Origin of the sequence: Streptomyces vastus (assembly GCF_039532825.1) — a bacterium.
GTDB classification, from domain to species: Bacteria; Actinomycetota; Actinomycetes; order Streptomycetales; family Streptomycetaceae; genus Streptomyces; species Streptomyces vastus.
Window position 1 is genome coordinate 125816 of the sequence record NZ_BAAASJ010000039.1, and the last position, 25568, is coordinate 151383.

Consider the following 25568-nt stretch of genomic DNA (forward strand, 5'->3'; position numbering starts at 1 on the left):
CGGGGATTCCGAAGAGCCCGAGGAGTCCGGTCGGGGTGGCTGATGGTCCGGGGTCGTCATGCTCCCGATTCTGCCCGACGCCTCTGACAGCGCTCATCCGCGGTCGCCGAGCGCTCGATGACCTCGCGGCGGGCGCTCGAGTAGCTCGCGACGAGCGCCGGGAAAGGCTGGAGGGCTGTACAGCCGCTACGCGCGTAGATATGCTCCCCTCGTGACCATGCCCACCACAGCACCAGCCGCACACGCACTCGGCGACGTAACCGCGTCCGACAGCACGCTGCGCCGCTTCCTCCACGGGCTGCCCGGCGTCGACACCGTCGGCCTGGAGGCGCGGGCCGCCTCGCTCGGCACCCGTTCCATCAAGACCACGGCGAAGGCGTACGCCATCGACCTCGCCATCTCCATGGTCGACCTGACGACGCTGGAAGGCGCGGACACCCCGGGCAAGGTCCGGGCGCTCGGCGCCAAGGCCGTCCACCCGGACCCCACGGACCGTACGACCCCCACGACGGCGGCCGTCTGCGTCTATCCCGACATGGTGGCCACCGCCAAGGAGGCCGTCGCCGGTTCCGGCGTCAAGGTCGCCTCCGTCGCCACCGCCTTCCCGGCGGGGCGCGCCGCGATCGGCGTGAAGCTGGCCGACGTACGCGACGCCGTCGAGGCCGGAGCGGACGAGGTCGACATGGTCATCGACCGCGGTGCCTTCCTCGCGGGGAACTACATGAAGGTGTACGACGAGATCGTCGCCGTGAAGGAGGCCTGCGGGACGAGCGCCCGCCTGAAGGTCATCTTCGAGACCGGCGAGCTGTCGACGTACGACAACATCCGGCGCGCCTCCTGGCTCGGCATGCTTGCGGGTGCCGACTTCATCAAGACGTCGACCGGCAAGGTCTCTGTCAACGCGACGCCCGCGAACACCCTGCTCATGCTGGAGGCCGTACGCGACTTCCGGGCGCAGACCGGGGTACAGGTCGGGGTGAAGCCCGCGGGCGGCATCCGCACCACCAAGGACGCGATCAAGTTCCTGGTCCTGGTGAACGAGACGGCGGGCGAGGACTGGCTGGACAACCACTGGTTCCGCTTCGGCGCGTCCTCGCTCCTCAACGACCTGCTGATGCAGCGCCAGAAGCTGGCCACCGGCCGTTACTCCGGCCCCGACTACGTGACGGTGGATTGATCATCATGGCTTCCGTATTCGAGTACGCGCCGGCCCCAGAGTCCCGGTCCGTCGTCGACATCGCGCCCTCGTACGGCCTGTTCATCGACGGCGAGTTCACCGAGGCGGCGGACGGCAGGGTCTTCAAGTCGATCTCGCCCTCCACCGAAGAGGTCCTATCCGAGGTCGCCCAGGCGGGCGAGGCGGACGTCGACCGTGCGGTGAAGGCCGCCCGTAAGGCCTTCGAGAAGTGGTCGGCGCTGCCGGGCTCCGAGCGCGCCAAGTACCTCTTCCGCATCGCCCGCATCATCCAGGAGCGCAGCCGCGAACTGGCCGTCCTGGAGACGCTGGACAACGGAAAGCCCATCAAGGAGACGCGCGACGCCGACCTCCCCCTGGTCGCCGCGCACTTCTTCTACTACGCGGGCTGGGCCGACAAACTCGGCCATGCGGGCTTCGGGCCCGACCCCAGGCCCCTCGGCGTCGCGGGCCAGGTCATCCCCTGGAACTTCCCGCTCCTCATGCTGGCGTGGAAGATCGCCCCGGCCCTCGCGACCGGCAACACGGTCGTCCTGAAGCCCGCGGAGACCACTCCCCTGTCGGCGTTGTTCTTCGCGGACATCTGCCGCCAGGCCGGCCTGCCCAAGGGCGTCGTCAACATCCTTCCGGGATACGGCGACACGGGCGCGGCCCTGGTCGCGCACGAGGACGTGAACAAGGTCGCGTTCACGGGCTCGACAGCCGTCGGCAAGGAGATCGCGCGGACCGTCGCGGGTACCCGCAAGAAGCTCACCCTCGAACTCGGCGGCAAGGGCGCCAACATCGTCTTCGACGACGCGCCGATCGACCAGGCCGTCGAGGGCATCGTGACGGGCATCTTCTTCAACCAGGGCCAGGTCTGCTGCGCGGGCTCCCGTCTTCTCGTACAGGAGTCGATCCACGACGAGCTGCTGGACTCCCTGAAGCGCCGCCTGTCGACCCTGCGCCTGGGCGACCCCCTCGACAAGAACACCGACATCGGCGCGATCAACTCCGCCGAGCAGCTGGCCCGTATCACCGCGCTCACCGAGCAGGGCGAGTCGGAGGGCGCCGAGCGCTGGTCCCCGGCCTGCGAACTGCCGTCCTCCGGCTACTGGTTCGCCCCGACGCTCTTCACGAACGTCACCCAGGCGCACACCATCGCACGCGACGAGATCTTCGGCCCGGTGCTTTCCGTCCTCACCTTCCGCACCCCGGAAGAGGCCGTCGCCAAGGCCAACAACACCCAGTACGGCCTCTCCGCCGGCATCTGGACGGAGAAGGGCTCCCGCATCCTCGCGGTGGCGAACAAGCTCCGCGCGGGCGTCGTCTGGTCCAACACGTTCAACAAGTTCGACCCGACCTCGCCGTTCGGCGGCTACAAGGAGTCGGGCTTCGGCCGCGAGGGCGGTCGTCACGGCCTGGAGGCGTACCTCGATGTCTGAGAAGTCCGAGAAGACCGAGCGACTGTCGGTCTTCAAGACCTACAAGCTGTACGTCGGCGGGAAGTTCCCGCGTTCCGAGAGCGGCCGGGTGTACGAGGTGACGGACTCGAAGGGCAAGTGGCTGGCGAACGCGCCCCTTTCGTCCCGTAAGGACGCCCGTGACGCGGTGGTCGCCGCGCGCAAGGCGTTCGGGCACTGGTCCGGCGCCACGGCCTACAACCGCGGTCAGATCCTCTACCGCATCGCGGAGATGCTGGAGGGCCGCAAGGACCAGTTCGTCCGGGAAGTCGCCGACGCGGAGGGCCTCTCGAAGTCGAAGGCCGCCGCTCAGGTCGACGCCGCGATCGACCGCTGGGTCTGGTACGCGGGCTGGACCGACAAGATCGCCCAGGTTGTGGGCGGCGGAAACCCGGTGGCGGGCCCGTTCTTCAACCTGTCGACGCCCGAGCCGACGGGCGTGGTGACGGTCATCGCGCCCCAGGAGTCGTCCTTCCTGGGCCTGGTCTCCGTGGTCGCGCCAGTGATCGCGACGGGCAACACGGCGATCGTGGTGGCGGCCGAGAAGTCGCCGCTCCCGGCCCTCTCCCTCGGCGAGGTCCTGGCCACCTCCGACCTCCCCGGCGGCGTGGTCAACGTCCTCTCCGGCCGTACGGCGGAGATCGCGGCCCCGCTCGCCGCCCACCAGGACGTCAACGCGATCGACCTGGCCGGCGCCGACGACGTACTCGCGAAGGAGCTGGAGATCGCAGCCGCGGACAACCTGAAACGCGTACGCCGCCCCCAGCCTGTGGACCTGTCCGCGGACCCGGGCACGGACCGCCTGACGTTCTTCCTGGAGACGAAGACGGTCTGGCATCCGACGGGGTCACTGGGTGCCTCGGGCTCGGCGTACTGAGTTCTGACACTTGACGCTGCTCCCTGCCGACCCGGGTGTCGGCAGGGAGCTCTCGATGCCGCACACTGGTACCTCGTGAGTTCCCATCCTCCGACAGCCACCCGGGTCGTGCTGCTGTGCGGCCCCTCCGGTTCCGGCAAGTCCCTGCTCGCGGCCCGGTCCGGTCTTCCGGTGCTGCGGCTCGACGACTTCTACAAGGAGGGCGACGATCCGACGCTGCCGCAGGTGGCAGGCAGTTCGGACGTCGACTGGGACCATCCGCTGTCCTGGGACGCGGACACGGCCGTCGCGGCGATCGTCGAGCTGTGCCGCAGGGGGCGTACGAAGGTCCCCGTGTACGACATCTCCCTGAGCGCCCGTACCGGCGAGGAGACCGTCGACGTCGGGCGGTCCCCGCTGTTCATCGCGGAGGGCGTCTTCGCCGCCGAGATCGTCGGACGCTGCCAGGAACTCGGTGTGCTGGCGGATGCGCTGTGCCTGAGCCGCGGCCCGGTGCGGACGTTCCGCCGCCGCTTTCTGCGGGACCTCAAGGAGGGCCGCAAGTCCGTCCCGTTCCTGCTCCGCCGCGGCTGGCGCCTGATGCGCGCCGAACGCTCCATCGTGGCCCGCCAGACATCCCTGGGCGCCCACGCCTGCGACAAGGACGAGGCGTTGGGGCGGCTCGCGGCGGCCGCTGCGGGACGGTGCGTGAAGGCGCGTACGGCGGCGTAGCCACGTACGACCGCTTCAATCACGTACGCAGAAAAGCGGGACTGGTTGGCCCCCCGGCCCTCCAGTCCCGCTCCCTTTTCCCGTGATCCCCCGTGATCCCCCGTGGTCCCCCGTTGACCCCGTGGTCCCCCCTGCAGTGCTCCCCCGTTGCCCTGTCCGCCGCCTCCCCCAGAGTGACGAACAGCCCCCGTGCTTCCCCCGTACTTACCTTTCCCCCGTTGCCCTCGGCGGGCCTGTCAGGCGACAAGCTCCCCGAAGGACTCCTCCTCGTCACGGCCGAAGCTGAGGACCTCGTCCTCGCGCAACCGGCGGAGTGACCGCCAGATGCTGGACTTCACCGTGCCGACACTGATGTCGAGGATCTCCGCGATCTCCGGGTCCGTGCGGCCCTCGTAGTAGCGCAGGACCAGCATGGTGCGCTGGAGTTCGGGCAGCCGGGCGAGCGCCTGCCACAGGACGGCGCGCAGCTCGGTGCCGCGCATCGCGTCCGTGTCGCCGGCCGTCTCCGGCAGCTCCTCGGTCGGGTACTCGTTCAGCTTGCGGCGGCGCCACGCGCTGATGTGCAGGTTGGTCATGGTGCGGCGGAGGTAGCCCCCGACCGCGGCCTTGTCGCTGATCCGGTCCCACGCCTTGTACGTCGAGAAGAGGGCGCTCTGCAGCAGGTCCTCGGCCTCGAAGCGGTCGCCGGTCAGGTGGTAGGCGGTTGCGTACAGGGAGGCGCGGCGCTCCTGGACGTAGGCGGTGAACTCCGCCTCCGACACCGAACGACGCTCCCCCGAGCCCTCCCCGTACGTGGATCCCCCGTGCGTTCCCCCGTTGCCCCCCAGCAGATGTGCGTCAACCACCGTCATGTACGACCCGGTGTGCTGACGCCCGGCACCGCGAGCGCCCCCCCGCCCTCCCCCACGCTCGAATGCGCTCGCGCGGGAGGGACCCCCATCGCTCCCGGACTTCTCCGTGTTGCGTGTGACGTCGTGAAGACGCGTGACAACTGCGACCGCGCTAGTGCTGGTGCTGTGCAGCGTGTTCATCTCGCGCCCCCCGTCGTGGAGTTCCGGATTCTCGGTACCGCTCTGTGGTGCTTCCTTGCCTGTGCCGAGAAGCTTGCCTACGCGACTTCATGACGGTGTCAGCCGACTGTCACAGGCGTGCAACAGGGACGGGGCCCAGGCGCAGCACAGGTTGATCACAGAGAAGCGTCGTACGGCTACTCATCCGGTATCTCGGACCGTCACTCCTATGGGTGAGATGTGTGGGAGCGGTCCAGGAGTCGATACGGCGCCATGTCATGGGACAGAATGACGTCCGTGCCTTCCCTGTTGCTGATCGAGGACGACGACGCCATCCGTACGGCCCTGGAGCTGTCGCTGACGCGCCAGGGGCACCGTGTGGCCACCGCTGCCACCGGCGAGGACGGTCTGAAGCTGTTGCGCGAGCAGCGGCCGGACCTGATCGTGCTGGATGTGATGCTGCCCGGCATCGACGGGTTCGAGGTGTGCCGGCGCATCCGGCGCACGGACCAGCTGCCGATCATCCTGCTCACCGCCCGCAGTGACGACATCGACGTGGTGGTCGGGCTGGAGTCGGGGGCCGACGACTATGTCGTCAAGCCGGTGCAGGGGCGGGTGCTGGACGCCCGCATCCGGGCCGTGCTGCGGCGTGGCGAGCGGGAGGCCACCGACTCGGCGACGTTCGGCAGCCTGGTGATCGACCGCGCCGCGATGACGGTCACCAAGAACGGCGAGGATCTCCAGCTGACGCCCACCGAGCTGCGGTTGCTCCTGGAGCTCAGCCGCCGGCCCGGACAGGCCCTGTCCCGCCAGCAGTTGCTGCGTCTGGTGTGGGAGCACGACTACCTCGGTGACTCGCGGCTCGTCGACGCCTGTGTGCAGCGGCTGCGCGCGAAGGTGGAGGACGTGCCCTCCTCGCCGACGCTGATCCGTACCGTGCGCGGCGTGGGATACCGGCTGGACAGTCCTCAGTGACACAAGCGCAGGGCAAGCTCCGCGGCTGGGCCGCCGCGCGCAGGACGATACTGGCGGGCCTGCGGTTCACGAGCCTGCGACTGCGCCTGGTCGTCGTGTTCGGACTCGTTGCGCTCACCGCGGCGGTTTCGGCGTCGGGAATCGCGTACTGGCTCAACCGCGAGGCCGTGCTGACCCGTACGCGGGACGCGGTGCTGCGCGACTTCCAGCAGGAGATGCAGAACCGCGCGAGCGCGCTGGCGGTGCATCCGACGCAGGACGACCTGGAGGCCGCCGCACGGCAGATGGCGAACAGCCCGCAGGGGTTCAGTGTGCTGCTGATCGCCGAGGACGAGGCGGGGCAGACCGTCGTCGGCAACTCCGATCTGGACGACTTCTCCCTGGACGACGTGCCGAAGTCCCTCCAGAAGGCGGTGAACAGGGAGCAGGAGCTCACCTCGGGCAACAAGCACCCGTACCACCTGTACTGGCAGCAGATCGTCGACGGCGGCCATCCGTATCTGGTGGGGGGCGCGAAGGTGATCGGGGGCGGGCCGACCGGCTACATGCTCAAGTCCCTGGAGCCGGAGGCCGAGGACCTCAACTCTCTTTCCTGGTCGCTGGGTATCGCGACCGGGCTCGCGCTGATCGGTTCGGCGCTGCTCGCGCAGGCCGCCGCGACGACCGTGCTCAGGCCGGTGCACCGACTCGGCACGGCGGCCCGGCGGCTCGGCGAGGGCAAGCTGGACACCCGGCTGCGGGTGTCGGGCACGGACGAACTCGCGGATCTGTCACGGACGTTCAACCGTGCCGCGGAGGCTCTGGAGAAGCGGGTCGCGGACATGAGCGCGCGCGAGGAGGCCTCCCGCCGCTTCGTGGCGGACATGTCGCACGAGCTGCGTACGCCGCTGACCGCGATCACGGCCGTGACCGAGGTCCTCGAGGAGGAGCTCGACGCGGAGACCGGCAGCGTCGACCCGATGATCGAGCCCGCCGTACGCCTCGTCGTCAGCGAGACGCGGCGCCTGAACGACCTCGTGGAGAACCTCATGGAGGTCACCCGCTTCGACGCGGGCACGGCCCGGCTCGTCCTGGACGATGTCGACATAGCCGACCAGATCACCGCGTGCATCGACGCGCGCGCCTGGCTGGACGCGGTGGAGCTGGACGCCGAGCGCGGCATCACCGCGCGTCTCGACCCGCGCCGTCTGGACGTGATCCTGGCGAACCTGATCGGCAACGCCCTCAAGCACGGCGGCTCCCCGGTGCGCGTGTCCGTGCGCGAGGAGGGGGACGACGTGCTCATCGAGGTGCAGGACCACGGCCCCGGCATCCCCGAGGAGGTCCTCCCGCACGTCTTCGACCGCTTCTACAAGGCGAGCGCCTCCCGCCCGCGCTCCGAGGGCAGCGGCCTGGGACTGTCCATCGCCCTGGAGAACGCGCACATCCACGGCGGCGAGCTCTCCGCCGCCAACTCCCCTGAATCGGGCGCGGTGTTCACCCTGAGGCTGCCGCAGGACGCCTCGGTCCTGATGGACCAGGAGGACGGGCAGGACCGAGAAGGCCGGGGAAACCGGAACAAGAAGAACGGCAAGTCCCGTGAGGGCAACGGCTCCGAGGGGGAGGCGCGATGACCGTACGCGGCTCAGGGGGCGTACATGGCTCAGGGGGCGTACGTGGCTCAGGGGGCGTGCGGCGGTTGCGCACCGCCCTGCTCACCGTGCCGTTGCTCGCCGTGGCGCTCGCCGGGTGCGGGATCCGGCCGACGGAGGTGCCGACCGAGTTCGGGCCCGCGCCGTCCCGGTTGTCCTGTACGGCGAGTGGACCGGATCTCGGTACGCAGTCCTCGGGCGGGATCCTCGTCCAGGTCTTCATGCTGTGTTCCTCGCAACTGGTGCGGGTCGACCGAATCGTGCGCGTCGCCGACGGCAACACGGAGATGGACCGCGTACAGGCCGCGCAGGCGCTCCTCGACCAGCTGGCCGCGGAACCGACGGACGCCGAGCGGCAGGCGGGCTACACGACGGACGTCCAGGAAGGCATGACGGTCGGCGAGCCGCGCCCGGAGGACCCGAAGGGCGCGCTCCGGCTCAGCACCGAGCCCGCCGCGTTCACCTCGTACGCCCTGGCCCAGCTCATCTGCACCTTCAGCGCCTCGGCCGCGGCCTCCGACGGCGGTGCGGTGATCCTCGGCGGCCCCGGCACGGACCCCGTACGCCGCTACGAGTGCACACCGGAGGTCCTCTCCAGGCCGGGCACCCATTCCCCGCCGTCGACGGAGATCGACCGGCCCTGAGTCCGCCCGCTTGAGGGGCCGCAGGCCCCGACAGGGGCGCGGGGCTGTGACATTTGCGGCTCCGCCGCGATGGGTCCCCCGCTCATGGGGGTCCCCCGCTCATGGGGGACCCCCCGCTCGAGCGAAGCCGAGAGTGAGGGAGAAGCCGAGAGCGGGGGAGCGACCAGCCCCCACCGACCCGCAGGTCCATCCCCGTGCCTCCAGCGGAGCGCCATCGCACCCGTGTGAGGCAAGCCCTTGCGACACACGGAACCGATCCTGCCGGAGGCCGCGTCTTGGGGGTCGTGCAGCGTCAAGGCTCAAACGGCGGCAGCGCCGCGTTCCGCATCCGTGCGGCGGGAGGTGTTCTTCTCGTCGCACATCTCGCGCTCGTCGCCTGGCTCACGCTGCGTCCCCTGGACGTGCCGTGGGTGAGCGCCGCGAACCTGCGTCCGTTCGCGAGCATCAGAGCCGATCTGGCTCTGGGCCCAGAGGCTGCGGCCCGCAGTATCGGCAAGGGGCTGCTGCTGCTCGCTCCGCTCGGCGTGCTGCTGCCCATGGCCGGCGGCAGGCTGTCCGCCTCCCCAATGCTGTCCCTGCTCCGTACGGTCGCCGCCGGGGCCCTGCTCTCCATGGGCATCGAGCTGCTGCAGACCGGGATCCCCGGCCAGGTCGTGGACGTCGACTCGCTGCTGCTCAACACCGTGGGAGTGGCCCTGGCCCATATGGCGTTCGTCCCCGCCGCACGCGCGAGGCTGCGCCGCCGGACCGAGACGCGGCGCCGGGCCGCCCTCCATCGGGAGGAAGCGGCTCAGGGTCGGACCCCGACGATTCCCAGGGTCGGGATCGCCCCGTAGAGCGACGCTTTGCCCCCTTCGTGTTCGTAGCGTGGAAGGCAGATGAGGCAGCCACAGGGGAGGCCTCGGACCACCCTCACGAAGGAGCCGTGATGAACCGCCTTGCCCGCCCCACGAACGACCGGATGATCGGCGGAGTGTGCGCTGCGCTGGCACGGCGCTTCGGCACCTCCGCGACCACGATGCGCGTGATCTTCCTCGTGTCCTGCCTGCTGCCGGGTCCGCAGTTCCTGCTCTACATAGCGCTGTGGATCCTGTTCCCCTCGGAGGGCAAGGCGGCTCGTACGGCCTGGTGATCGACGCACCCCACACGCACGTACGCCGATGGGGCGCCCCCCGGATCGGAGGAGGCGCCCCATCGGTGCGTGCAGGTGCGGACTCAGACCGCGGGAAGCCCCGGCAGACCGGCCGCGGGCAGCTCCGGCAGACCGGCCGCGGGCAGCTGGGGCGGCAGGCCGCCGATCAGCCCCGTGCCGGGGGCGGTACCGGCCACATCCGTGACCGGCGCGGCCGCGTCCGCGGGCTGGGTGGTCGGGTCTGCGGCCAGCGCGGCCGGGTCCGCGGGCAAGGCGCCGTCGGTGGCCGGCTGGGTGGTGTTCAGACCGCCGGCGGGCAGCGTCTGGGCGGCTTCGCCCAGAGGCACGACCGAGGTGACGGTGTCCACGGTCCCGGTGGGGTCGGGCACGGCCGGGGCCGCGTTGGCGGCACCCGCGCCGACGGCGGCGAAGGCGGCACCGAGAGCGGCGACACCGAGGGTCTTGACAGCAGACTGCTTCATTTTTCGACTTCGTCCTTGCGCTGTGACGGATCTCGAGCGGTTCGAAACCGTAGTCACGTGGGAGAACGCCCCGCAAACATCGAAAAGCGGCCGGGGCGACAATCGCCCGGCCGCTTTCCCTACGACCCGATCAGCTCCCCTCGACCACAGAACCGCTGGTCGAGGCAGTCTGCTGGAACAGCCACTGGGACTTCAGCTCCGCATAGCCGGGCTTGATCACGTCATTGATCATCGCCAGCCGTTCATCGAAAGGAATGAATGCTGATTTCATCGCATTGACTGTGAACCACTGCATGTCGTCGAGCGAATAACCGAAGGCGTCAACAAGGTGCTCGAATTCCCGGCTCATGCTGGTGCCCGACATCAGCCTGTTGTCCGTATTCACGGTCGCGCGGAAATGAAGGCGTCGTAGCAGCCCGATGGGGTGTTCGGCGTACGAATCGGCGGCGCCCGTCTGCAGGTTGGAGCTGGGGCACAGCTCCAGCGGGATGCGCTTGTCGCGCACGTACGAGGCGAGGCGGCCGAGCTTCACGGAGCCGTCGTCGGCGACATGGATGTCGTCGATGATGCGTACGCCGTGGCCGAGCCGGTCGGCACCGCACCACTGGAGGGCCTGCCAGATGGAGGGCAGCCCGAAGGCTTCACCGGCGTGGATCGTGAAGTGGTTGTTCTCCCGCTTCAGATACTCGAAGGCGTCCAGGTGGCGGGTGGGCGGGTAGCCGGCCTCGGCGCCCGCGATGTCGAAGCCGACCACGCCCACGTCGCGGTAGCGGTTGGCGAGTTCGGCGATCTCCAGGGCGCGGGCCGCGTGCCGCATGGCGGTCAGCAGGGCGCCCACGCGGATCCGGTGGCCGCTCTCGCGGGCGCGCCGCTCGCCTTCCCGGAAGCCCTCGTTGACGGCTTCGACGACCTCTTCGAGGGTGAGCCCCTTCTCCAGGTGCTGCTCGGGCGCGTACCGCACCTCGGCGTAGACGACTCCGTCCTCGGCGAGGTCCTGGGCGCACTCGGCGGCGACCCGGACGAGGGCGTCGCGCGTCTGCATGACGGCGCAGGTGTGCGCGAAGGTCTCCAGATACCGCTCCAGGGACCCGGAGTCGGCGGCTTCGCGGAACCAGACACCCAGCTTGTCGGGGTCGGTCTCAGGCAGGTTCGTATAGCCGGTCTCGCGGGCGAGATCGACGACGGTCCCGGGGCGAAGACCGCCGTCGAGGTGGTCGTGCAGCAGGACCTTGGGGGCCCGGCGGATCTGGTCCGCACCGGGAGTGTGCTGGTGCTGGGTCGTCATTTCCGAATACTAGCGCCTACGCGCGTAGAGCCCTCCTTTGGGAAATTCGTCGATACCCAACGGTGACCCTGCGGACGACTGACGTACACCCTTGCTTCTGACAATGTTCTGTCATGGCACAGCAAGCGACGCCGGTTCGCAGGGCCCGGCTGGGGCGGGCGCTCGGCACGGAACCGACGGCGGTGAGCGGCGTGGTGCTGCTGCTGCCCGGTGGCGAGGAGACCTCCGCCCGCAGGCCGTCACCGATGCTGGCGACCGCCTCCGTACGTTCGCTGGGGCGCCGCCTCGCGCGCGCGGGGCGTACGGACGGGCTGATCGCGCACGTGGTGCACTACAGGTTTCGCGGCTGGAACGGCAGCGAGGCGCATCTCGCGCACGATGCCGCCTGGGCCGCCGACGAGGTCGTACGCCGCTACGGGGACGTACCCGTGTGTCTCACCGGTCTCGACATGGGCGGCCGGGCCGCCCTGCACGCGGCCGGGCACCCCGCCGTCAACTCCGTCCTGTCGCTGTCCCCTTGGCTCCCGGAGGACGATATGGCGGCCGCCGAGGAACCCGTCAAGCAGCTCGGGGGGCGGCGGGTGCTGATCGTGCACGGGACGATGGATGCGCGCAGTGATCCGGAGTTGTCCTTTCGGCTCGCGGCGCGGGCGAAGAAGGCGAACCGGGACATCTGTCGGTTCGAGGTGCACTCCGATGGGCATGGGCTGTCCCAGCATCGGGAGGAAGTCCTCGCGCTCGCTGAGGACTTTGTGATGGGGGCGCTGTTCGGGCGGGGGTTTTCGCGGCCTGTGGAGGATGCGTTTGCGGCTCCGCCTCCGTTGGGGTTGCGGATGCCGCTTGCCTCCGGCTTTGGGAAGTCTCTTCGCCGTTAGGGGCTTTGCGTCGTGGGCCCGCGCGGGGCCGTCGTGGCTTGTCGCGCCCGCACGGCGGAGCCGCACATTGATACAGCCCCGCGCCCCTTACAGGGGCGCTGCAGCCGGCCCCAGTTCGAACGGCGGGGGCATGCCAGTGTCAGTCCGGGAGCAGGTTGCCTCTCCTCGACAGTAGGAACTTCTTGAAGGCTGCCACCGGTGGTGTGTCCGGGTGGCCCTCCAGCCAGGCGACTCCGATCTCTCGGGCCGCTCGCGGGGCGGTGACCGTGAGTTCGACAACTCCTGGGCGGGGTACGGCCGGTGGTGGCAGGAGGGCTACTCCCAGACCCGCCGCCACGAGACCCCGTAGCGTTTCGGCCTCCTCGCCCTCGAAGGCGATTCGAGGGCGGAAGCCGGCCTCCTTGCAGAGGTCGTCGGTGATGCGGCGCAGGCCGTAGCCGGGTTCCAGGGTGACGAAGGTTTCGTCGGCGGCCTCGGCCAGGCGGACGCGCTTGCGGCCGGCGAGGCGGTGGTCGGCGGGGACCACGAGGCGCAGCTTCTGCTCGTCGAGGCGGCGGGCCGCGAGGTCGGGGGCGTCCGGCACCGGGGAGGTGAGGCAAAGGTCCAGTTCGCCCGAGCGCAGCCGCTCGATCATCGCCTCGCCATAGTTCTGTACGAGGCTGAAGCGGACGCGTGGATGGTCGGCCCGGAAGGCACGGATGAGCCCGGGCACCGTTTCGGAGCCCATGGTGTGCAGAAATCCGAAGGCGACCTTGCCGGAGGTGGCGTCGGCGTCGGCCCGTACCGCGTCGGCCGCGCGCTCGATCTCGGCGAGCGCCCGCTCCACGGAGCCCAGGAACGTACGCCCGGCGGAGGTGAGCGAGACCGTACGGCCCCGGCGGGCGAACAGGTCGACGCCCAGGTCCTGTTCGAGGCGGACCATGGCGCGGGACAGGGTCGACTGCGGGACCTGCATCTCCTGCGCGGCGCGTGTGACGTGCTCGGTGCGGGCGACTCCCGCGAAGTACGCCAGGCGTGGGGCGAGCAGCGCGACGATGTCTTCTGTGTCACTGGATGGTGACAGGTGAGGCTCTGACCTCTGCTGATGCTTCATGGGAACGATTATGACGATTCCATGCATTGGACGGATGAGAGACCGTTCTTTAGGTTCGAAGCATGCCTTCCGTCAGTACCCAGGCGTCCACCACCATGGGCGCCGCCTCGACCGTTTCCGTACCTTCCGCCGCTTCCACGACCGACTCCCGCATGGCTCCGGGCGGGCCCGGCTACCGCCGGATGAGCCTCGCCCTGTTCCTCGCGGGTGTCGCGACCTTCGCGCTGCTCTACTCCACGCAGGCCCTTCTTCCTTTGATCTCCGGCGACTTCGGGGTGACGGCGAGCGCGGCGAGCTGGACGGTGTCGGCGGCGACCGGCGCGCTGGCGCTGTTCGTCCTGCCGATGAGCGCGCTGTCGGAGCGGTTCGGCCGGCGTACGGTCATGACGGCATCCCTGGGGATCGCGGTGACCGTCGGGCTGCTGGTTCCCTTCGCCCCGTCGGTCGGCGCCCTGATCGCGCTGCGGGCGGTGCAGGGTGCGGCGCTGGCCGGGCTGCCGGCCTCGGCGACGGCGTATCTGGCGGAGGAAGTACGGCCGAAGGCGCTGATCACCGCGATCGGTCTGTTCGTCGCGGGCAACAGCGTCGGCGGGATGAGCGGCCGGGTCATCACGGGCTGGGTCGCGCAGGAGTGGGGCTGGCGGGTCGCCGTCGGCGCGATCGGGGTCGTCGCGGTCGCCTGCGCGGTCGCGTTCCGGCTGCTGCTGCCGGCGCCGAAGCACTTCAAGGCGGGCTCGTTGCGGCCTCGGGTGCTGGCCCGCACGGTCCGCACCCACCTCTCGAATCCGCTGCTGCGTCGGCTGTACGCGATCGGTGCGCTGTTCATGACGGTGTTCGGCGCCGTCTACACGGTGATCGGCTACCGGCTGACCGACGCCCCGTTCTCCCTCCCCCAGGGGATCATCGGCTCGATCTTCCTCGTCTACCTGGTCGGTACGGTCTCGGCGTCGACGGCGGGCAAGCTGGTGGGCCGCCTCGGCCGCCGAGGCTCGCTCTACCTGGCAGGCGGCACTACGACAGCGGGCCTGCTCCTGTCGCTGGCGGACTCGCTGGTGCTGGTTCTGCTCGGCCTGGTCCTGATCACGGCGGGCTTCTTCGCGGGCCACGCGGTCGCATCGTCGTCGGTGAGCCACACGGCGAAGCAGGGGCGCGCGCAGGCATCCGCCCTGTACCAGTCCGCGTACTACGTGGGGTCCAGTGCGGGCAGCACGCTCGGGGCGGTCGCGTTCCACGCGGGGGGCTGGGGCGGGACGGTGGCGTTCGGGCTGCTGGCGGTGGTCGGGGTCGTGGGGATCACGGTGGTGGGGTCGCATGCGGCTCGGGTGCAGGCCCGGCGGGGGCTGGTGGCGGCGCACTGACGCCGGTCGCCGACGCGGGCCCCTGAGGGCCGGGGGCCGCGCCGAGGGTTTTCGCCCCCGCCGCCCCCGCCCTTTCCATCCCTGAGGCTGTGCCCCGGAGCCCCCACCAGGGGCTGCGCCCCTGGACCCCACTGGCGCTGCGCCCCGGCTCTCCTTCGGGGCTGCGCCCCGGACCCCGTTTCGGGGGCCAGCCCCCGGACCCCCGGTCCTCAAACGCCGGACGGGCTGACTTTTCGCCGGGCCGGCTCAATTTCAGCCGGCCCAGCTGATTTGCCGCCGGGCGGGCCGTTTTTCTCCGGCCCGGCTGTTTCCTCCGGCCCGGCTGTTTTCCTCCGGCCCGGCTGAGTTGCCGCCGGGCGGGCTGAGTTGCCGCCGGGCGGGCTGATTTTGCGTGGATCGGGCTGAACTGTGCAGCCGAGGCCGACATCAATCAGCCCGTCCGGCGATTGAGGGCGAGGCCGCCAGGCCGATGGGGGGCCTGGGGCGCGGCCCCAGCGGGGTCCAGGGGCGGAGCCCTTGGCGGGGGCCCGGGGCGGAGCCCTTGGCGGGGGCCCGGGGGCGGAGCCCCCGACCTGGGCGTTCGTGTGGTCTGGGGGCCGTTGTCAGTGGGCTGCGGTAGCTTCCGAAGTGCTGGCGCGCAAAGGTGCGTGCGACGGAATCAGCCACAGGGGTGGGTTGGCCATGAGCGACGGTACGGCGACTGCAGCGGATCTCGACGTCCGGCTGGAGAAGCACCGGGTCGAGCTGACGGGGTACTGCTACCGCATGCTCGGCTCGTCCTTCGAGGCGGAGGACGCGGTGCAGGACACACTGGTGCGCGCCTGGCGCAGCTACGACAAGTTCGAGGGCCGCTCCTCGATGCGCTCGTGGCTGTACCGGATCGCGACGAACGTATGCCTGGACATGCTGACGGCGGGCAACAAGCGGGCCCGCCCCATGGACCTGACGGACTCGACACCACTGGCGCAGGCGGCACTGACCCCGCGCCCGGACAACACCTGGCTGGAACCCATGCCGGACAACCGCGTACTGCCCACACCCAGCGACCCGGCAGAGGCGGCGGTGGCCAAGGAGTCGGTGCGCCTCGCCTTCATGGCCGCCCTGCAGCAGCTGCCGCCCAAGCAGCGGGCCGTGCTGATCCTGCGCGAGGTGCTGGCCTGGAAGGCGAGCGAGGTCGCCGAGCTGCTCGACACCACGGTCGCCTCGGTCAACAGCGCGCTCCAGCGGGCCCGGGCGACGCTCGCGGAGCGCGACGGCGCGGCCGAGGAGGGCGCCGTCTCCGACCCGCTGGACGAGGAGCAGCAGAAGCTCCTGGAGCGCTATGTGGCGGCGTTCGAGGGGTACGACATGACGGCGTTGACGGCGCTGCTGCACGAGGACGCCGTGATGACGATGCCGCCGTTCGACCTGTGGCTGAGCGGCCCCGAGGACATCACGGGCTTCATGACGACGCTGGGCGCCCCTTGTGCGAACTCGCGCTTGGTGCCGGTCGAGGTCAATGGGCTGCCGGGCTTCGCCCAGTACAAGCCGGATCCGGAGAACGGCGGCTACACGCCGTGGGCCGTCCAGGTCCTGGAGATTTCAGGGGGCCGGATCGTGGGGTTCCACTGTTTCCTCGACACGAAGCGGTGGTTCCCGCTCTTCGGGCTGCCCCTCCACCTCGAGGCGGATCCCGACGAGGCCGAGCAACGCGCGTAGCGCCGGGTCCGGATCGCGCAGGCGTATCCGGCCCCCGGCCCGGCGGGCGGCGAGCTGGAGTCTGGCCAGTACGTCGACGGTGGTCAGTCCGGGCGGACCGAGGCCCGCGACATCGCAGACCACGACACCGGCGCCGGTGGCCTCCAGTCTCGCGCGCACGTCCTCGCACAGTCGCGGCACCTCGTCACGGGCGACGGGGCCGGCCAGCACGAGTACAGCGGGTGTCATGGCGTCCACGATCGGTAGACCGAGCGGTGACGCGGAACTCATCGCTTGGCGCTCGCCGAGTGCGTGCCGAGCACGCGTCGGCGCAGCAGTTCCTCCGCGTCGGCGGGCGGCAGGCTGCCCAGCGGCACGGTCCGCAGCAGGCCACCGAAATCGGTGAGCCAGCCGGACACCGGTGGCTCACGCCCGGCGAGGACGACGCGGGTGTTGTCGTGCAGTGCCGGGACGAGATCCTGGCGCAGCCAGGTGTCCAGCAGCCGCAGCAGCTCGTAGGTGTCCAGGGCGAGCACGACACGGCGGCCGACCCGCCCAGTACGGCCGCCGCTTCGACGACGGAAGTGACCGGGTGCCCGGTGGACCGAGCCAGCGCCGCCAGGAAGCCCCGCTCCGTCGGCTCGACCGCGGCGCAGTCGAGAGTGACGACGGTGGCGCCTCGCTCGCGGGCATCCGCCGTGAAGGCCGCCACCAGTGCGGACTTGCCGACGCCGGCGATGCCGTGGACGGCGACGACGAGCGGGCGGTGCTGCTCGACCAGGTCGAGCAGCACCGCCCGCTCGGACTGCCTGCCCACGACGGCGGCGGCCCGGGCCGCCAGCAGGCCGCGCAAGGTTCCGGTCATGCGTCCCCCACTCCTGCCGCCGGCCGGAAGCGAGGTCAGCGGCCACCGAGGTCAGTGACCACCTCGGGTGAGCTTGGTGGGCTCCTCCAGGACGGCGAAGTCCCTGGAAACCACTGTCCCGATGCCCGGGGTCGCCTGCAAGCCCCGGAAGAGCTCCCCGGCCAGGTAGGTCTCCATCGCGGCGCGGTCGTCCCAGGTGTAGACGCCCCCGTAGGTGTTCGTGCCGGGGTCGGCGAGCCACACCTTCGCCCGCAGCCCCGGCAAGGCCGCGAACGCCGGGGCGACCGCCTCGGCCTGCGCCTGGTAGCCGGCCTCGTCGATGCCGTGCAGTTCGAACGTGACGATCTGAATGTGCATGTACCCGCTCCTTCATGCCGGGCCGTGCGCCACGGCCCACGGTTCGTACGGACATTCCCGACTGTGCGTGGGGCCGCGGGGCCGTGGGTGAGCCGAACATGAGGCGTACATGAGCCGGCTCCCTCACGTGCGCCTCACGTTCGGCTCACGAAGGCGCGCGCCGCCGTCCCTAGCGTTCCTCGCATCGACCGACGACGTTTTCGAGGAATTCGAGGAAACGGAGAGAACGATGACGCACAACGTGACCGCGACCATCGACGAGAGCCGCGTGGAGGCGTTCGCCGGGAAGGTCGTGCAGGAGGCCGGCGGGGCGCTCAACGCGGCCCTGGTCGTGATCGGGGACCGGCTCGGGCTGTGGCGTGCCATGGGGGACGGGGAGCCCGTCACCTCTCAGCTCGCCGCCCGCACGGGCACCCACGAGCGGTACGTCCGGGAGTGGCTGGGCGCCCAGGCAGCGGGCGGATACGTCACCTACGAGCCCGACGGAGACTCCTACACGCTTCCGCCCGAGGAGGCGCCGTGCAGGGTGTGCTGAACGGCTTCGCGGTCATCGCCGTGGTCATCGCCGTCGGCTATGTGATCGGGCGTCGCGGCTATCTCGGGGACAACGGACGGGAGGTACTGACCAAGCTCGCGTTTCACGTGGCCACGCCCGCTCTCCTCTTCACGACCCTTGCCCAGGCCGATCTGTCGATGATCCTCTCCAGCCGGCTGCTGGTGACGGCGATCAGTACGTGCGCGGTCGCCGGGGTGTTCGTCGCGGTCGGCGCCGTACGCCGCTGGGGCGTGGGCCGGACGACGATCGGCTCGCTGTGCTCCAGTTACGTCAACGCGGGCAACCTCGGTATTCCGATCGCCGTGTACGTGCTGGGGGACGCCTCGCTCGTGGCGCCGGTGCTGCTTTTCCAGCAGATCGTGATGACCCCTGTGGCGCTGACGATCCTGGACCTGTCGCGGCCGGGCGAGACGGCCTCACTGTGGCAGCGGGTGACCGCCCCCGTGCGCAACCCCATCGGCATCGGCTCCCTGTCCGGAGTGGCCGTCTCGGCGAGCGGTCTGACGGTCCCGGGCCCGGTCCTCGACCCGCTGACCCTGATCGGGAACATGTCGGTACCCGCGGTCCTGCTGGCCTTCGGTATCTCGCTCTGCGGGAGCACGATGCCGGGCCGGGGCCCGGACCGGGCTCCGGTGCTGCTGTCGGTCGCCCTGAAGTCCGTCGGCCAGCCCCTGGTGGCCTGGGCGCTGGCGGCGGGAGTCTTCGGCCTGCACGGGGCGCCGCTGCTCGACGTGGTGGTCACCTCTGCGCTGCCGGCCGCGCAGAACCTCTTCACGTACGCCTCGCGCTATGGGGTCGGCGAGGTGCTGGCACGCGAGTCGATCCTGTTGTCGACCATGTTGGCGGTGCCGGTGTTGGTGGTGGTCGCGGCGTTGTTGGGGTGAAGGTGGCTCAGGTTCCGGGGAACTCGCTGGTGTCGATGACGAGATCGAAGGGAGCGGGGAGCTTGATGGGTTCACCGAACTTGGCGATGCTCAGGGGGCGATAGACGTCGCCCTTGGGTTCTCCGTAGAGCGTCACGGTCGGGCCGTCGGGCGCCCAGCGGTCGACGAGGAGATAGAGCGGGATACCGGCCGTGGCGTAGGCAGCGGGTTTGCTGATGCGGTCATGGCGTGCGTTGGACTGGGAAGTGACCTCGACGACGAGTTCGGCGAGGGCGGCCGGGATGTGGGTGTCCGAGTCCGTGTCCTCCCGCCTCGGGGCAACCACGAGGTCCGGGATGAGCATGCCGAGACGGGACGGCACTGCGATCGCCAGTGTCTGGAAGATCCCCCAGTCCTCGGGGATCACGGAGTAGAGGCGACGCTGGACTGTTTCCGCGATCAGGTTGTGACGGTAGGCGGGAGCAGATGACACGGTGATGATCGCCTCGATGATCTCCACCTTGCTGCCCTCAGGCCATTCCATGTCCTCCCAGAACCGGACGAGGTCGTCCCAGTTCTGCTCGGGCTCCTGGCTCACGGTGAGTGCGCTCATGGCGGTCTCCATTCGTTGCGTCACCGATCACAGCATGCCGAATGGGACCGGTGCAGGTCCACCGATCCCGTTCACCCGAATGAGGAAACTCCAGGTCAGGGGATACGTTCCAACACCACCGGCGCAGCCGTGAAGTCCGTATCCGGCGCCGCGACGTCGTACGAACCCTCGACCGCCTCCAGCGCGTACGCGAACCGTTCCGGAGTGTCCGTGTGGAGGGTCAGCAAAGGCTGGCCCTCTGTCACCGCGTCGCCCGGCTTCGCGTGCATCTCCACGCCTGCGGCCGCCTGGACCGGGTCCTCCTTGCGGGCGCGGCCCGCGCCCAGGCGCCAGGCCGCGATGCCGACGTCGTACGCGTCGAGGCGGGTCAGGACGCCCGAGGAGGAGGCCTTGACCACGTGCTGTTCACGGGAGGTCGGCAGGGGCGCGTCCGGGTCGCCGCCCTGGGCCGTGATCATGCGGCGCCATACGTCCATCGCCGAGCCGTCCGCCAGGGCCTTGGCCGGGTCCGCATCCTTCACGCCCGCCGCGTCCAGCATTTCGCGGGCCAGGGCGAGGGTCAGCTCGACGACGTCGGAAGGGCCGCCGCCCGCAAGGACCTCCACCGACTCGCGGACCTCGAGCGCGTTGCCAGCCGTCAGGCCCAGTGGGGTCGACATGTCCGTCAGGAGCGCGACCGTCCGCACTCCGTGGTCCGTGCCCAACCCGACCATGGTGGACGCCAGTTCACGCGCGTCCTCGAGCGTCTTCATGAAGGCGCCCGTGCCCACCTTCACGTCCAGGACCAGCGAACCCGTACCCTCCGCGATCTTCTTCGACATGATCGACGAGGCGATCAGGGGGATCGCCTCGACCGTCCCCGTCACATCCCGCAGCGCGTACAGCTTCTTGTCGGCGGGGGCCAGACCGTCGCCCGCCGCGCAGATCACCGCGCCGACACCGTCCAGGACGTTCAGCATCTCCTCGTTCGAGAGCAGCGCCCGCCAGCCCGGGATCGACTCCAGCTTGTCGAGGGTGCCGCCGGTGTGGCCGAGGCCGCGGCCCGACAGCTGGGGAACGGCGGCCCCGCACGCCGCCACCAACGGTGCCAGCGGAAGCGTGATCTTGTCGCCCACTCCGCCCGTGGAGTGCTTGTCGGCCGTCGGCCGGGACAGTGACGAGAAGTCCATGCGCTCGCCGGAGGCGATCATCGCCGCCGTCCAGCGGGCGATTTCGGCACGGTTCATGCCGTTGAGCAGGATGGCCATCGCAAGTGCGGACATCTGCTCGTCGGCGACCTCACCGCGTGTGTACGCGTCGATGACCCAGTCGATCTGCTCGTCGCTGAGCTCACCACGGTCCCGCTTGGTGCGGATGACGGAGATGGCGTCCGCCAACAACAGCGTCATGGCTTTCCTTCCACAATGCACTTGTCGTCGCTTGTCACTTGTTGAGATGGCCCGGGCCGAAAGCCTGCGGCAGCATCTCCGACAGCGGCACGATCCCCGCCGGGGTCTCCAGGAGCAGCTCGGGGCCCCCGAATTCGTACAGCAGCTGGCGGCAGCGCCCGCACGGGACCAGGATCTCGCCGCGGCCGTCCACGCAGGTGAAGTGCGTCAGCCGGCCGCCGCCGGTGAGCTGGAGCTGGGAGAGAAGCCCGCACTCGGCGCACAGCCCCAGCCCGTACGACGCGTTCTCGACATTGCAGCCCGACACCGTGCGGCCGTCCTCGACCAGGGCCGCCGCGCCGACCGGGAAGCCCGAATACGGGGCGTACGCACGGGACATGGCCGCACGCGCCGCTTCCCGGAGGGCCTCCCAGTCGACGGCGGGTGTCACTTGCCCTGGCCCTTGCGATACGGCATGCCGTTCGCTCTCGGCATTCGCAGGCGCTGCGCGGACAGTGCGAGGACGAGCAGCGTGATGACGTACGGCGTGGCGGAGACGACCTGATTCGGGACCTCGTCGGTGACGGCGTACCAGGTGAAGACCAGCACGCCGACGGCAAGGGTCGGCACGGCGGCCGCGTACTTCTTCTTGACCACCAGCCAGATCGCGCCGATGACCAGCAGGATGGCGGCGAGCAGCAGCAGGGCGTGGACGTTCGAGGAGCCGCCGCGCAGGTTGAGGCTGTCGGTGTAGCCGAACAGGCCGGCGCCGATGGCGAGTCCGCCCGGCATCCAGTTGCCGAAGATCATCGCGGCGAGGCCGATATAGCCGCGTCCGCTGACCTGGCCCTCCAGGTAGAAGGGGTTGGCCACGATGGAGAGGAAGACACCGCCGAGGCCGGCCAGGCCGCCGGAGATGATCACGGCCAGGTACTTGTACTTGTAGACGTTCACGCCGAGCGACTCGGCGGCGATGGGGTTCTCGCCGCAGGAGCGCAGGCGAAGACCGAAGGGCGTACGCCACAGGATCCACCAGGTGGCGGGGACCAGGGCGACGGCGATCAGGGTCAGCCAGGAGACGTTGGTGACCAGTCCGCCGAGCAGGCCCGCGATGTCGGAGATCAGGAACCAGCCCTCGCGGTTGAGGTCGATGAGCACGTCGGAGAGACCTGGCACCGTGAAGTCGCCGAGGGATTCCACCGGCGGGGACTGCTTGGCCGAGCCGCCCTGGACGCCCTCGAAGGCGAGCGGGGCGAGGTAGCGGGTGGCGCCGAGGGCCAGGATGTTGATGGCCACACCGGAGACGATGTGGTTGACGTTGAAGGTGATAGTGACGACGGCGTGCAGCAGTCCGCCGACGCAGCCACCGATGATGCCGACGAGGATGCCGGTCCAAGGCCCCCACTGGTAGCCGGCCCAGGCGCCGAACCAGGTGCCGAGGATCATCATGCCCTCGAGGCCGATGTTGACGACGCCCGCGCGTTCCGCCCACAGACCGCCGAGACCGGCGAGGCCGATCGGGACGGCCAGTTCGAGCGCGGTGGACATCTGGCTGACGTTGGTGATGCCGTCGGCGCCGGTGATGATGCGGACGATCGAGGTCAGCGCCAGGGCGCCCGCGATGATCAGCAGCAGGACAGGGAGTGTCAGGCGACGGCCGACGGGTGCCGCGGGCTGCAGCGTGGGCTGGTTGAGGTCGGTTGCGGTGGTCATCGGCCAGCCACCTCCTTCTCGGTCGAGTTGTCAGAGGAGGCGCCGAGGACGTGGCCCGCGGCGAGTTCAGCACCGACGCGGCGCTGCTGGCGGCGCAGACCCCATTCGCGTACGGCCTCGTAGGAGACGACGACCGAGAGCACGATCAGGCCCTGCATGATGACCGCGATCTCCTTGTCGTAGTCGTGGAAGTCCAGCTCGGGCGAGGCCTTGTCGAGCCAGGCCCACAGCAGAGCCGCGAAGGCGATGCCGGTCGGGTTGTTGCGGCCGAGCAGGGCGATGCCGATGCCAAGGAATCCGATGCCGGTGGGGAAGTTGAGGCTGTACGTGTGCGTGCCGCCGAGCAGGATCGGCAGGCCCGCCATGCCCGCAAGACCGCCGGAGAGCAGCATCGCGGTGACCACCATGCGCTTGGGGTCGACTCCGCTGGCGGCGGCGGCGGTCGTCGAGGCGCCGGAGGAACGCAGGTCGAAACCGAAGCGGGTGCGGTTGAGCATGACCCAGTAGCCGATGCCGAGCAGCACCGCGATGACCACGAAGCCGTAGATCTCGCCGGCGGCGCCCATGTCGATGCCGGGCATCCAGCCGGACTCGTGCATCTCGCCGGTCGTGTTGTTGTTGCCGACCTTCACGCCGAAGACGTTGGGCAGCCACAGGTAGCCGATGACGGAGGTCGCGATGGCGTTCAGCATGATCGTCGCGACGACCTCGCTGACACCGCGGGTGACCTTGAGGACACCGGCGATGCCCGACCAGAACATGCCGGTGAAGACCGCGGTGAGGATCAGCAGCGGGATCTGCAGCGCCGCCGGCAGCGCGACATGGGCGCCGACGATCGCGGCCATCATGGCGGCGAGCTGGTACTGCCCGTCCACACCGATGTTGAACAGGTTCATCCGGAAGCCGACGGCCACCGCGAGGGCAGCGATGTAGTACATCGAGGCCTGGTTGATGATCAGAACCTGGACGTCGGAGAACGTGGCCTGCTCGAACATCAGCGTGTACGGCTCGACCGGGTTCTTGCCGGAGGCGACCAGCACGATCGAGGTCAGGGCCACGGCCACGACGAGCGCGATGACCGGCCCGGCCACCGCGAGGAGCACGCGCTCCCTGTCGAACTTCTTCATCAGCGGGCCTCGTCTTCCGGGGCTTCTGCGTGCTCTTCGAGCTGCTCTACGAGCTCTTCGTTCTCAAGGTGTCCGGAGGCGGCGCCGGTCATGGCCGAGCCGAGTTCCTCCGGGGTGATGGTGGTCGGGTCGGCGTCCGCGACCAGCCTGCCGTTGTAGATCACGCGGAGGGTGTCGGAGAGACCGATCAGCTCGTCCAGGTCGGCGGAGATCAGCAGGACGGCGAGGCCCTCGCGGCGCGCCTCGCGTATCTGGTCCCAGATCGCGGCCTGCGCGCCGACGTCCACTCCGCGGGTGGGATGGGCGGCGAGCAGGAAGCGCGGCTTGTGGCTCATCTCGCGGCCGACGATCAGCTTCTGCTGGTTGCCGCCGGACAGGGAGGCCGCCGTGACGTCGATGCCGGGAGTGCGGACGTCGTACGCCTCGACGATGCGCCGTGTGTCCTCCTGCGCGGCCTTCGGGTCTAGCCAGACGCCCTTCGCGTTGGGCCGCTCGGTGACATGGCCGAGGATGCGGTTCTCCCAGAGCGGGGCTTCCAGGAGCAGTCCGTGGCGGTGGCGGTCCTCGGGGATGTAGCCGACGCCCTGCTCGCGGCGCTTGCGGGTGGGCCAGGAGGTGATCTCCTCCTCGGCCAGCTTGATGACGCCGGAATCGGCGTGCTTGAGGCCGATGAGCGCGTCGACCAGCTCGGTCTGGCCGTTGCCCTCGACTCCGGCCAGGCCCAGGACCTCACCCGCGTGGATGGTGAAGCTGATGTCGTCGAGCAGCGCCTTGCCGCCGGGAGCTTCCAGGCGCAGGTCCTCGACGGTCAGTACGCGGCGGTCGGTGACCGTGGACTCCGCGGTCACCGGCGTCGGCAGCTCGCTGCCCACCATCAGCTCGGCGAGCCGGCGCGAGGTCGTCTCGGCGGGCACGACCGTACCGACCGTCGTACCGCGCCGGATGACCGTGATCTCGTCGGCGACCGAGAGCACCTCGCCCAGCTTGTGGGAGATGAAGATGACCGAAAGGCCCTCTGACCTGAGCTCGCGCAGGTTGGCGAAGAGTGCGTCCACCTCCTGCGGCACGAGGACGGCGGTGGGCTCGTCCAGGATCAGCGTGCGGGCGCCGCGGTAGAGGACCTTGAGGATCTCCACGCGCTGGCGGGCGGCCACACCGAGTTCCTCGACCAGGAGGTCGGGGCGCACCCCGAGGCCGTACCGCTCGGAGATCTCCTGGATCCTGCGGCGGGCCTTGCCGCCGATGCCGTACAGCTTCTCGCTGCCCAGCACGACGTTCTCGAGGACGGTCAGGTTGTCGGCGAGCATGAAGTGCTGGTGCACCATGCCGATGCCGCGGGCGATGGCGTCGGCGGGCGACGAGAAGGAGACCTGCTCACCGTCGATCGCGATGGTGCCCTCGTCCGGCTTCTGCATGCCGTAGAGGATCTTCATCAGGGTCGACTTGCCGGCGCCGTTCTCGCCGACGAGCGCGTGGACGGTGCCCTTATGGACGCTGAGGTGGATGTCGTGGTTGGCCACGACCCCGGGGAATCGCTTGGTGATCCCGGCGAGTTCGACTGCGGTCACCTGACCGCCCGCCGCCTCGGCCGGAGGGCTGCTGGACGCGTTGATGGCGCACTCTCCTGGGGAAGGGGGTCGTCTACGCGCGCCCCTACGGCATCGGAAGAGGGGCGACGTACCGCCGACAACGGGGTACGGGGAGCCAGGCTCCCGGTACC

General features: G+C 69.9%; 27 protein-coding genes and 1 pseudogene. 14 read left to right on the plus strand and 14 right to left on the minus strand.

Annotated features, from left to right (window positions below):
- Nucleotides 1-217 precede the first annotated feature (217 nt).
- The 4 genes from deoC to ABD357_RS20145 all read left to right on the plus strand — a co-directional run bounded on the left by deoC (nt 218) and on the right by ABD357_RS20145 (nt 4225).
- Entirely contained in the window at nt 218-1177 is a 960-nt protein-coding gene (deoC, locus tag ABD357_RS20130) for a deoxyribose-phosphate aldolase (RefSeq protein ID WP_344391829.1), read from the plus strand.
- A gap of 5 nt (nt 1178-1182) precedes the next feature.
- Complete coding sequence (locus ABD357_RS20135) at nt 1183-2619, plus strand: aldehyde dehydrogenase family protein (protein WP_344391761.1); 1437 nt, start codon at nt 1183-1185, stop codon at nt 2617-2619.
- Entirely contained in the window at nt 2612-3514 is a 903-nt protein-coding gene (locus ABD357_RS20140) for an aldehyde dehydrogenase family protein (RefSeq protein WP_344391762.1), read from the plus strand. The genes ABD357_RS20135 and ABD357_RS20140 overlap by 8 nt, the downstream gene beginning before the upstream one ends.
- 75 nt (nt 3515-3589) lie before the next feature.
- A complete protein-coding gene (locus ABD357_RS20145) occupies nt 3590-4225 on the plus strand; it encodes a uridine kinase family protein (protein ID WP_344391763.1) in 636 nt (211 codons plus the stop codon).
- 236 nt (nt 4226-4461) lie between these two features.
- Here the strand turns inward: ABD357_RS20145 and ABD357_RS20150 are convergent, their stop codons facing one another.
- Nucleotides 4462-5256 (minus strand): SigE family RNA polymerase sigma factor, encoded by a 795-nt coding sequence (locus tag ABD357_RS20150; protein ID WP_344391764.1) that lies wholly within the window; start codon nt 5254-5256, stop codon nt 4462-4464.
- Nucleotides 5257-5532: 276 nt separating this feature from the next.
- Here ABD357_RS20150 and afsQ1 point away from each other — a divergent pair, with 276 nt between their 5' ends.
- The 5 genes from afsQ1 (at nt 5533) to ABD357_RS20175 (ending at nt 9617) form a co-directional block, all read left to right on the plus strand.
- Nucleotides 5533-6210, plus strand: coding sequence for a two-component system response regulator AfsQ1 (gene afsQ1, locus ABD357_RS20155; RefSeq protein ID WP_211118247.1), 678 nt, complete (start codon nt 5533-5535; stop codon nt 6208-6210).
- Nucleotides 6207-7823 (plus strand): ATP-binding protein, encoded by a 1617-nt coding sequence (locus ABD357_RS20160; RefSeq protein WP_344391766.1) that lies wholly within the window; start codon nt 6207-6209, stop codon nt 7821-7823. Before afsQ1 ends, ABD357_RS20160 begins: the two co-directional genes overlap by 4 nt.
- A 56-nt stretch (nt 7824-7879) precedes the next feature.
- The gene (locus ABD357_RS20165; RefSeq protein WP_344391767.1) at nt 7880-8485 is read left to right on the plus strand and encodes a hypothetical protein; all 606 of its coding nucleotides are present in this window, start codon (nt 7880-7882) and stop codon (nt 8483-8485) included.
- Between the two features lie 284 nt (nt 8486-8769).
- Nucleotides 8770-9321, plus strand: coding sequence for a VanZ family protein (locus ABD357_RS20170; protein WP_344391768.1), 552 nt, complete (start codon nt 8770-8772; stop codon nt 9319-9321).
- Nucleotides 9322-9413: 92 nt separating this feature from the next.
- Nucleotides 9414-9617 carry a PspC domain-containing protein gene (locus tag ABD357_RS20175; RefSeq protein WP_033325258.1) on the plus strand — a complete coding sequence of 68 codons (204 nt, stop codon included), beginning with the start codon at nt 9414-9416 and terminating at the stop codon, nt 9615-9617.
- Nucleotides 9618-9700: 83 nt separating this feature from the next.
- On the opposite strand, the gene ABD357_RS20180 is transcribed toward ABD357_RS20175, so the two are convergent.
- Nucleotides 9701-10099: an ATP-binding protein gene (locus ABD357_RS20180; protein ID WP_344391769.1), complete on the minus strand. Its 399-nt coding sequence runs from the start codon at nt 10097-10099 to the stop codon at nt 9701-9703.
- Nucleotides 10100-10229: 130 nt separating this feature from the next.
- Nucleotides 10230-11384 (minus strand): adenosine deaminase, encoded by a 1155-nt coding sequence (locus ABD357_RS20185; protein WP_344391771.1) that lies wholly within the window; start codon nt 11382-11384, stop codon nt 10230-10232.
- A 113-nt stretch (nt 11385-11497) separates the two neighbouring features.
- Between ABD357_RS20185 and ABD357_RS20190 the strand changes: the two genes are divergently transcribed.
- Nucleotides 11498-12259: an alpha/beta hydrolase gene (locus tag ABD357_RS20190; RefSeq protein ID WP_344391772.1), complete on the plus strand. Its 762-nt coding sequence runs from the start codon at nt 11498-11500 to the stop codon at nt 12257-12259.
- Nucleotides 12260-12398: 139 nt separating this feature from the next.
- Here ABD357_RS20190 and ABD357_RS20195 read toward each other — a convergent pair whose 3' ends face one another.
- Entirely contained in the window at nt 12399-13352 is a 954-nt protein-coding gene (locus ABD357_RS20195) for a LysR family transcriptional regulator (RefSeq protein WP_344391774.1), read from the minus strand.
- A gap of 62 nt (nt 13353-13414) precedes the next feature.
- Between ABD357_RS20195 and ABD357_RS20200 the strand changes: the two genes are divergently transcribed.
- Together ABD357_RS20200 and ABD357_RS20205 are read left to right on the plus strand one after the other, a co-directional pair.
- Entirely contained in the window at nt 13415-14710 is a 1296-nt protein-coding gene (locus tag ABD357_RS20200) for an MFS transporter (RefSeq protein ID WP_344391776.1), read from the plus strand.
- A 681-nt stretch (nt 14711-15391) separates the two neighbouring features.
- Complete coding sequence (locus tag ABD357_RS20205) at nt 15392-16408, plus strand: sigma-70 family RNA polymerase sigma factor (protein ID WP_344391777.1); 1017 nt, start codon at nt 15392-15394, stop codon at nt 16406-16408.
- On the opposite strand, the gene ABD357_RS20210 is transcribed toward ABD357_RS20205, so the two are convergent.
- The 4 genes and pseudogenes from ABD357_RS20210 to ABD357_RS20220 form a co-directional block, all read right to left on the minus strand.
- A complete protein-coding gene (locus tag ABD357_RS20210; protein WP_344391778.1) occupies nt 16292-16678 on the minus strand; it encodes an STAS domain-containing protein in 387 nt (128 codons plus the stop codon). The genes ABD357_RS20205 and ABD357_RS20210 overlap by 117 nt on opposite strands.
- Nucleotides 16675-16923, minus strand: coding sequence for a hypothetical protein (locus tag ABD357_RS20215; RefSeq protein ID WP_344391779.1), 249 nt, complete (start codon nt 16921-16923; stop codon nt 16675-16677). The genes ABD357_RS20210 and ABD357_RS20215 overlap by 4 nt, the downstream gene beginning before the upstream one ends.
- A gap of 86 nt (nt 16924-17009) precedes the next feature.
- Nucleotides 17010-17252 (minus strand): annotated as a pseudogene (locus tag ABD357_RS44770) (ATP-binding protein); the annotation flags it as partial.
- A gap of 51 nt (nt 17253-17303) precedes the next feature.
- A complete protein-coding gene (locus ABD357_RS20220) occupies nt 17304-17609 on the minus strand; it encodes a YdhR family protein (RefSeq protein ID WP_344391780.1) in 306 nt (101 codons plus the stop codon).
- 229 nt (nt 17610-17838) lie between these two features.
- Here ABD357_RS20220 and ABD357_RS20225 point away from each other — a divergent pair, with 229 nt between their 5' ends.
- Nucleotides 17839-18144, plus strand: coding sequence for a hypothetical protein (locus ABD357_RS20225; protein ID WP_344391781.1), 306 nt, complete (start codon nt 17839-17841; stop codon nt 18142-18144).
- Entirely contained in the window at nt 18129-19049 is a 921-nt protein-coding gene (locus tag ABD357_RS20230) for an AEC family transporter (RefSeq protein WP_344391782.1), read from the plus strand. Before ABD357_RS20225 ends, ABD357_RS20230 begins: the two co-directional genes overlap by 16 nt.
- A gap of 7 nt (nt 19050-19056) precedes the next feature.
- Here the strand turns inward: ABD357_RS20230 and ABD357_RS20235 are convergent, their stop codons facing one another.
- The 6 genes from ABD357_RS20235 to ABD357_RS20260 all read right to left on the minus strand — a co-directional run bounded on the left by ABD357_RS20235 (nt 19057) and on the right by ABD357_RS20260 (nt 25416).
- Complete coding sequence (locus ABD357_RS20235; RefSeq protein ID WP_344391783.1) at nt 19057-19641, minus strand: Uma2 family endonuclease; 585 nt, start codon at nt 19639-19641, stop codon at nt 19057-19059.
- 95 nt (nt 19642-19736) lie between these two features.
- Nucleotides 19737-21020 (minus strand): thymidine phosphorylase, encoded by a 1284-nt coding sequence (locus ABD357_RS20240; RefSeq protein WP_344391832.1) that lies wholly within the window; start codon nt 21018-21020, stop codon nt 19737-19739.
- Nucleotides 21021-21063: 43 nt separating this feature from the next.
- Nucleotides 21064-21459: a cytidine deaminase gene (locus ABD357_RS20245; protein ID WP_344391784.1), complete on the minus strand. Its 396-nt coding sequence runs from the start codon at nt 21457-21459 to the stop codon at nt 21064-21066.
- On the minus strand, nt 21456-22721 hold the full coding sequence (locus ABD357_RS20250) for an ABC transporter permease (RefSeq protein ID WP_344391785.1): 1266 nt from the start codon (nt 22719-22721) through the stop codon (nt 21456-21458). Before ABD357_RS20250 ends, ABD357_RS20245 begins: the two co-directional genes overlap by 4 nt.
- A complete protein-coding gene (locus tag ABD357_RS20255; protein WP_344391786.1) occupies nt 22718-23848 on the minus strand; it encodes an ABC transporter permease in 1131 nt (376 codons plus the stop codon). The genes ABD357_RS20250 and ABD357_RS20255 overlap by 4 nt, the downstream gene beginning before the upstream one ends.
- Nucleotides 23848-25416, minus strand: coding sequence for an ABC transporter ATP-binding protein (locus ABD357_RS20260; RefSeq protein WP_344391787.1), 1569 nt, complete (start codon nt 25414-25416; stop codon nt 23848-23850). Before ABD357_RS20260 ends, ABD357_RS20255 begins: the two co-directional genes overlap by 1 nt.
- Nucleotides 25417-25568 lie beyond the last annotated feature (152 nt).

What these genes read in the sequence shown, in the direction of transcription:
- ABD357_RS20250 (WP_344391785.1), bottom strand. Translation starts at nt 22,721, where the DNA reads ATGACCACCGCAACCGACCTCAACCAGCCCACGCTGCAGCCCGCGGCA.
- ABD357_RS20255 (WP_344391786.1), bottom strand. Translation starts at nt 23,848, where the DNA reads ATGAAGAAGTTCGACAGGGAGCGCGTGCTCCTCGCGGTGGCCGGGCCG.
- ABD357_RS20225 (WP_344391781.1), top strand. Translation starts at nt 17,839, where the DNA reads ATGACGCACAACGTGACCGCGACCATCGACGAGAGCCGCGTGGAGGCG.
- ABD357_RS20185 (WP_344391771.1), bottom strand. Translation starts at nt 11,384, where the DNA reads ATGACGACCCAGCACCAGCACACTCCCGGTGCGGACCAGATCCGCCGG.
- ABD357_RS20140 (WP_344391762.1), top strand. Translation starts at nt 2,612, where the DNA reads ATGTCTGAGAAGTCCGAGAAGACCGAGCGACTGTCGGTCTTCAAGACC.
- ABD357_RS20205 (WP_344391777.1), top strand. Translation starts at nt 15,392, where the DNA reads ATGAGCGACGGTACGGCGACTGCAGCGGATCTCGACGTCCGGCTGGAG.
- ABD357_RS20195 (WP_344391774.1), bottom strand. Translation starts at nt 13,352, where the DNA reads ATGAAGCATCAGCAGAGGTCAGAGCCTCACCTGTCACCATCCAGTGAC.
- ABD357_RS20200 (WP_344391776.1), top strand. Translation starts at nt 13,415, where the DNA reads ATGCCTTCCGTCAGTACCCAGGCGTCCACCACCATGGGCGCCGCCTCG.
- ABD357_RS20180 (WP_344391769.1), bottom strand. Translation starts at nt 10,099, where the DNA reads ATGAAGCAGTCTGCTGTCAAGACCCTCGGTGTCGCCGCTCTCGGTGCC.
- ABD357_RS20190 (WP_344391772.1), top strand. Translation starts at nt 11,498, where the DNA reads ATGGCACAGCAAGCGACGCCGGTTCGCAGGGCCCGGCTGGGGCGGGCG.
- ABD357_RS20235 (WP_344391783.1), bottom strand. Translation starts at nt 19,641, where the DNA reads ATGAGCGCACTCACCGTGAGCCAGGAGCCCGAGCAGAACTGGGACGAC.
- ABD357_RS20150 (WP_344391764.1), bottom strand. Translation starts at nt 5,256, where the DNA reads ATGAACACGCTGCACAGCACCAGCACTAGCGCGGTCGCAGTTGTCACG.
- ABD357_RS20175 (WP_033325258.1), top strand. Translation starts at nt 9,414, where the DNA reads ATGAACCGCCTTGCCCGCCCCACGAACGACCGGATGATCGGCGGAGTG.
- deoC (WP_344391829.1), top strand. Translation starts at nt 218, where the DNA reads ATGCCCACCACAGCACCAGCCGCACACGCACTCGGCGACGTAACCGCG.
- ABD357_RS20210 (WP_344391778.1), bottom strand. Translation starts at nt 16,678, where the DNA reads ATGAGTTCCGCGTCACCGCTCGGTCTACCGATCGTGGACGCCATGACA.
- ABD357_RS20220 (WP_344391780.1), bottom strand. Translation starts at nt 17,609, where the DNA reads ATGCACATTCAGATCGTCACGTTCGAACTGCACGGCATCGACGAGGCC.
- ABD357_RS20135 (WP_344391761.1), top strand. Translation starts at nt 1,183, where the DNA reads ATGGCTTCCGTATTCGAGTACGCGCCGGCCCCAGAGTCCCGGTCCGTC.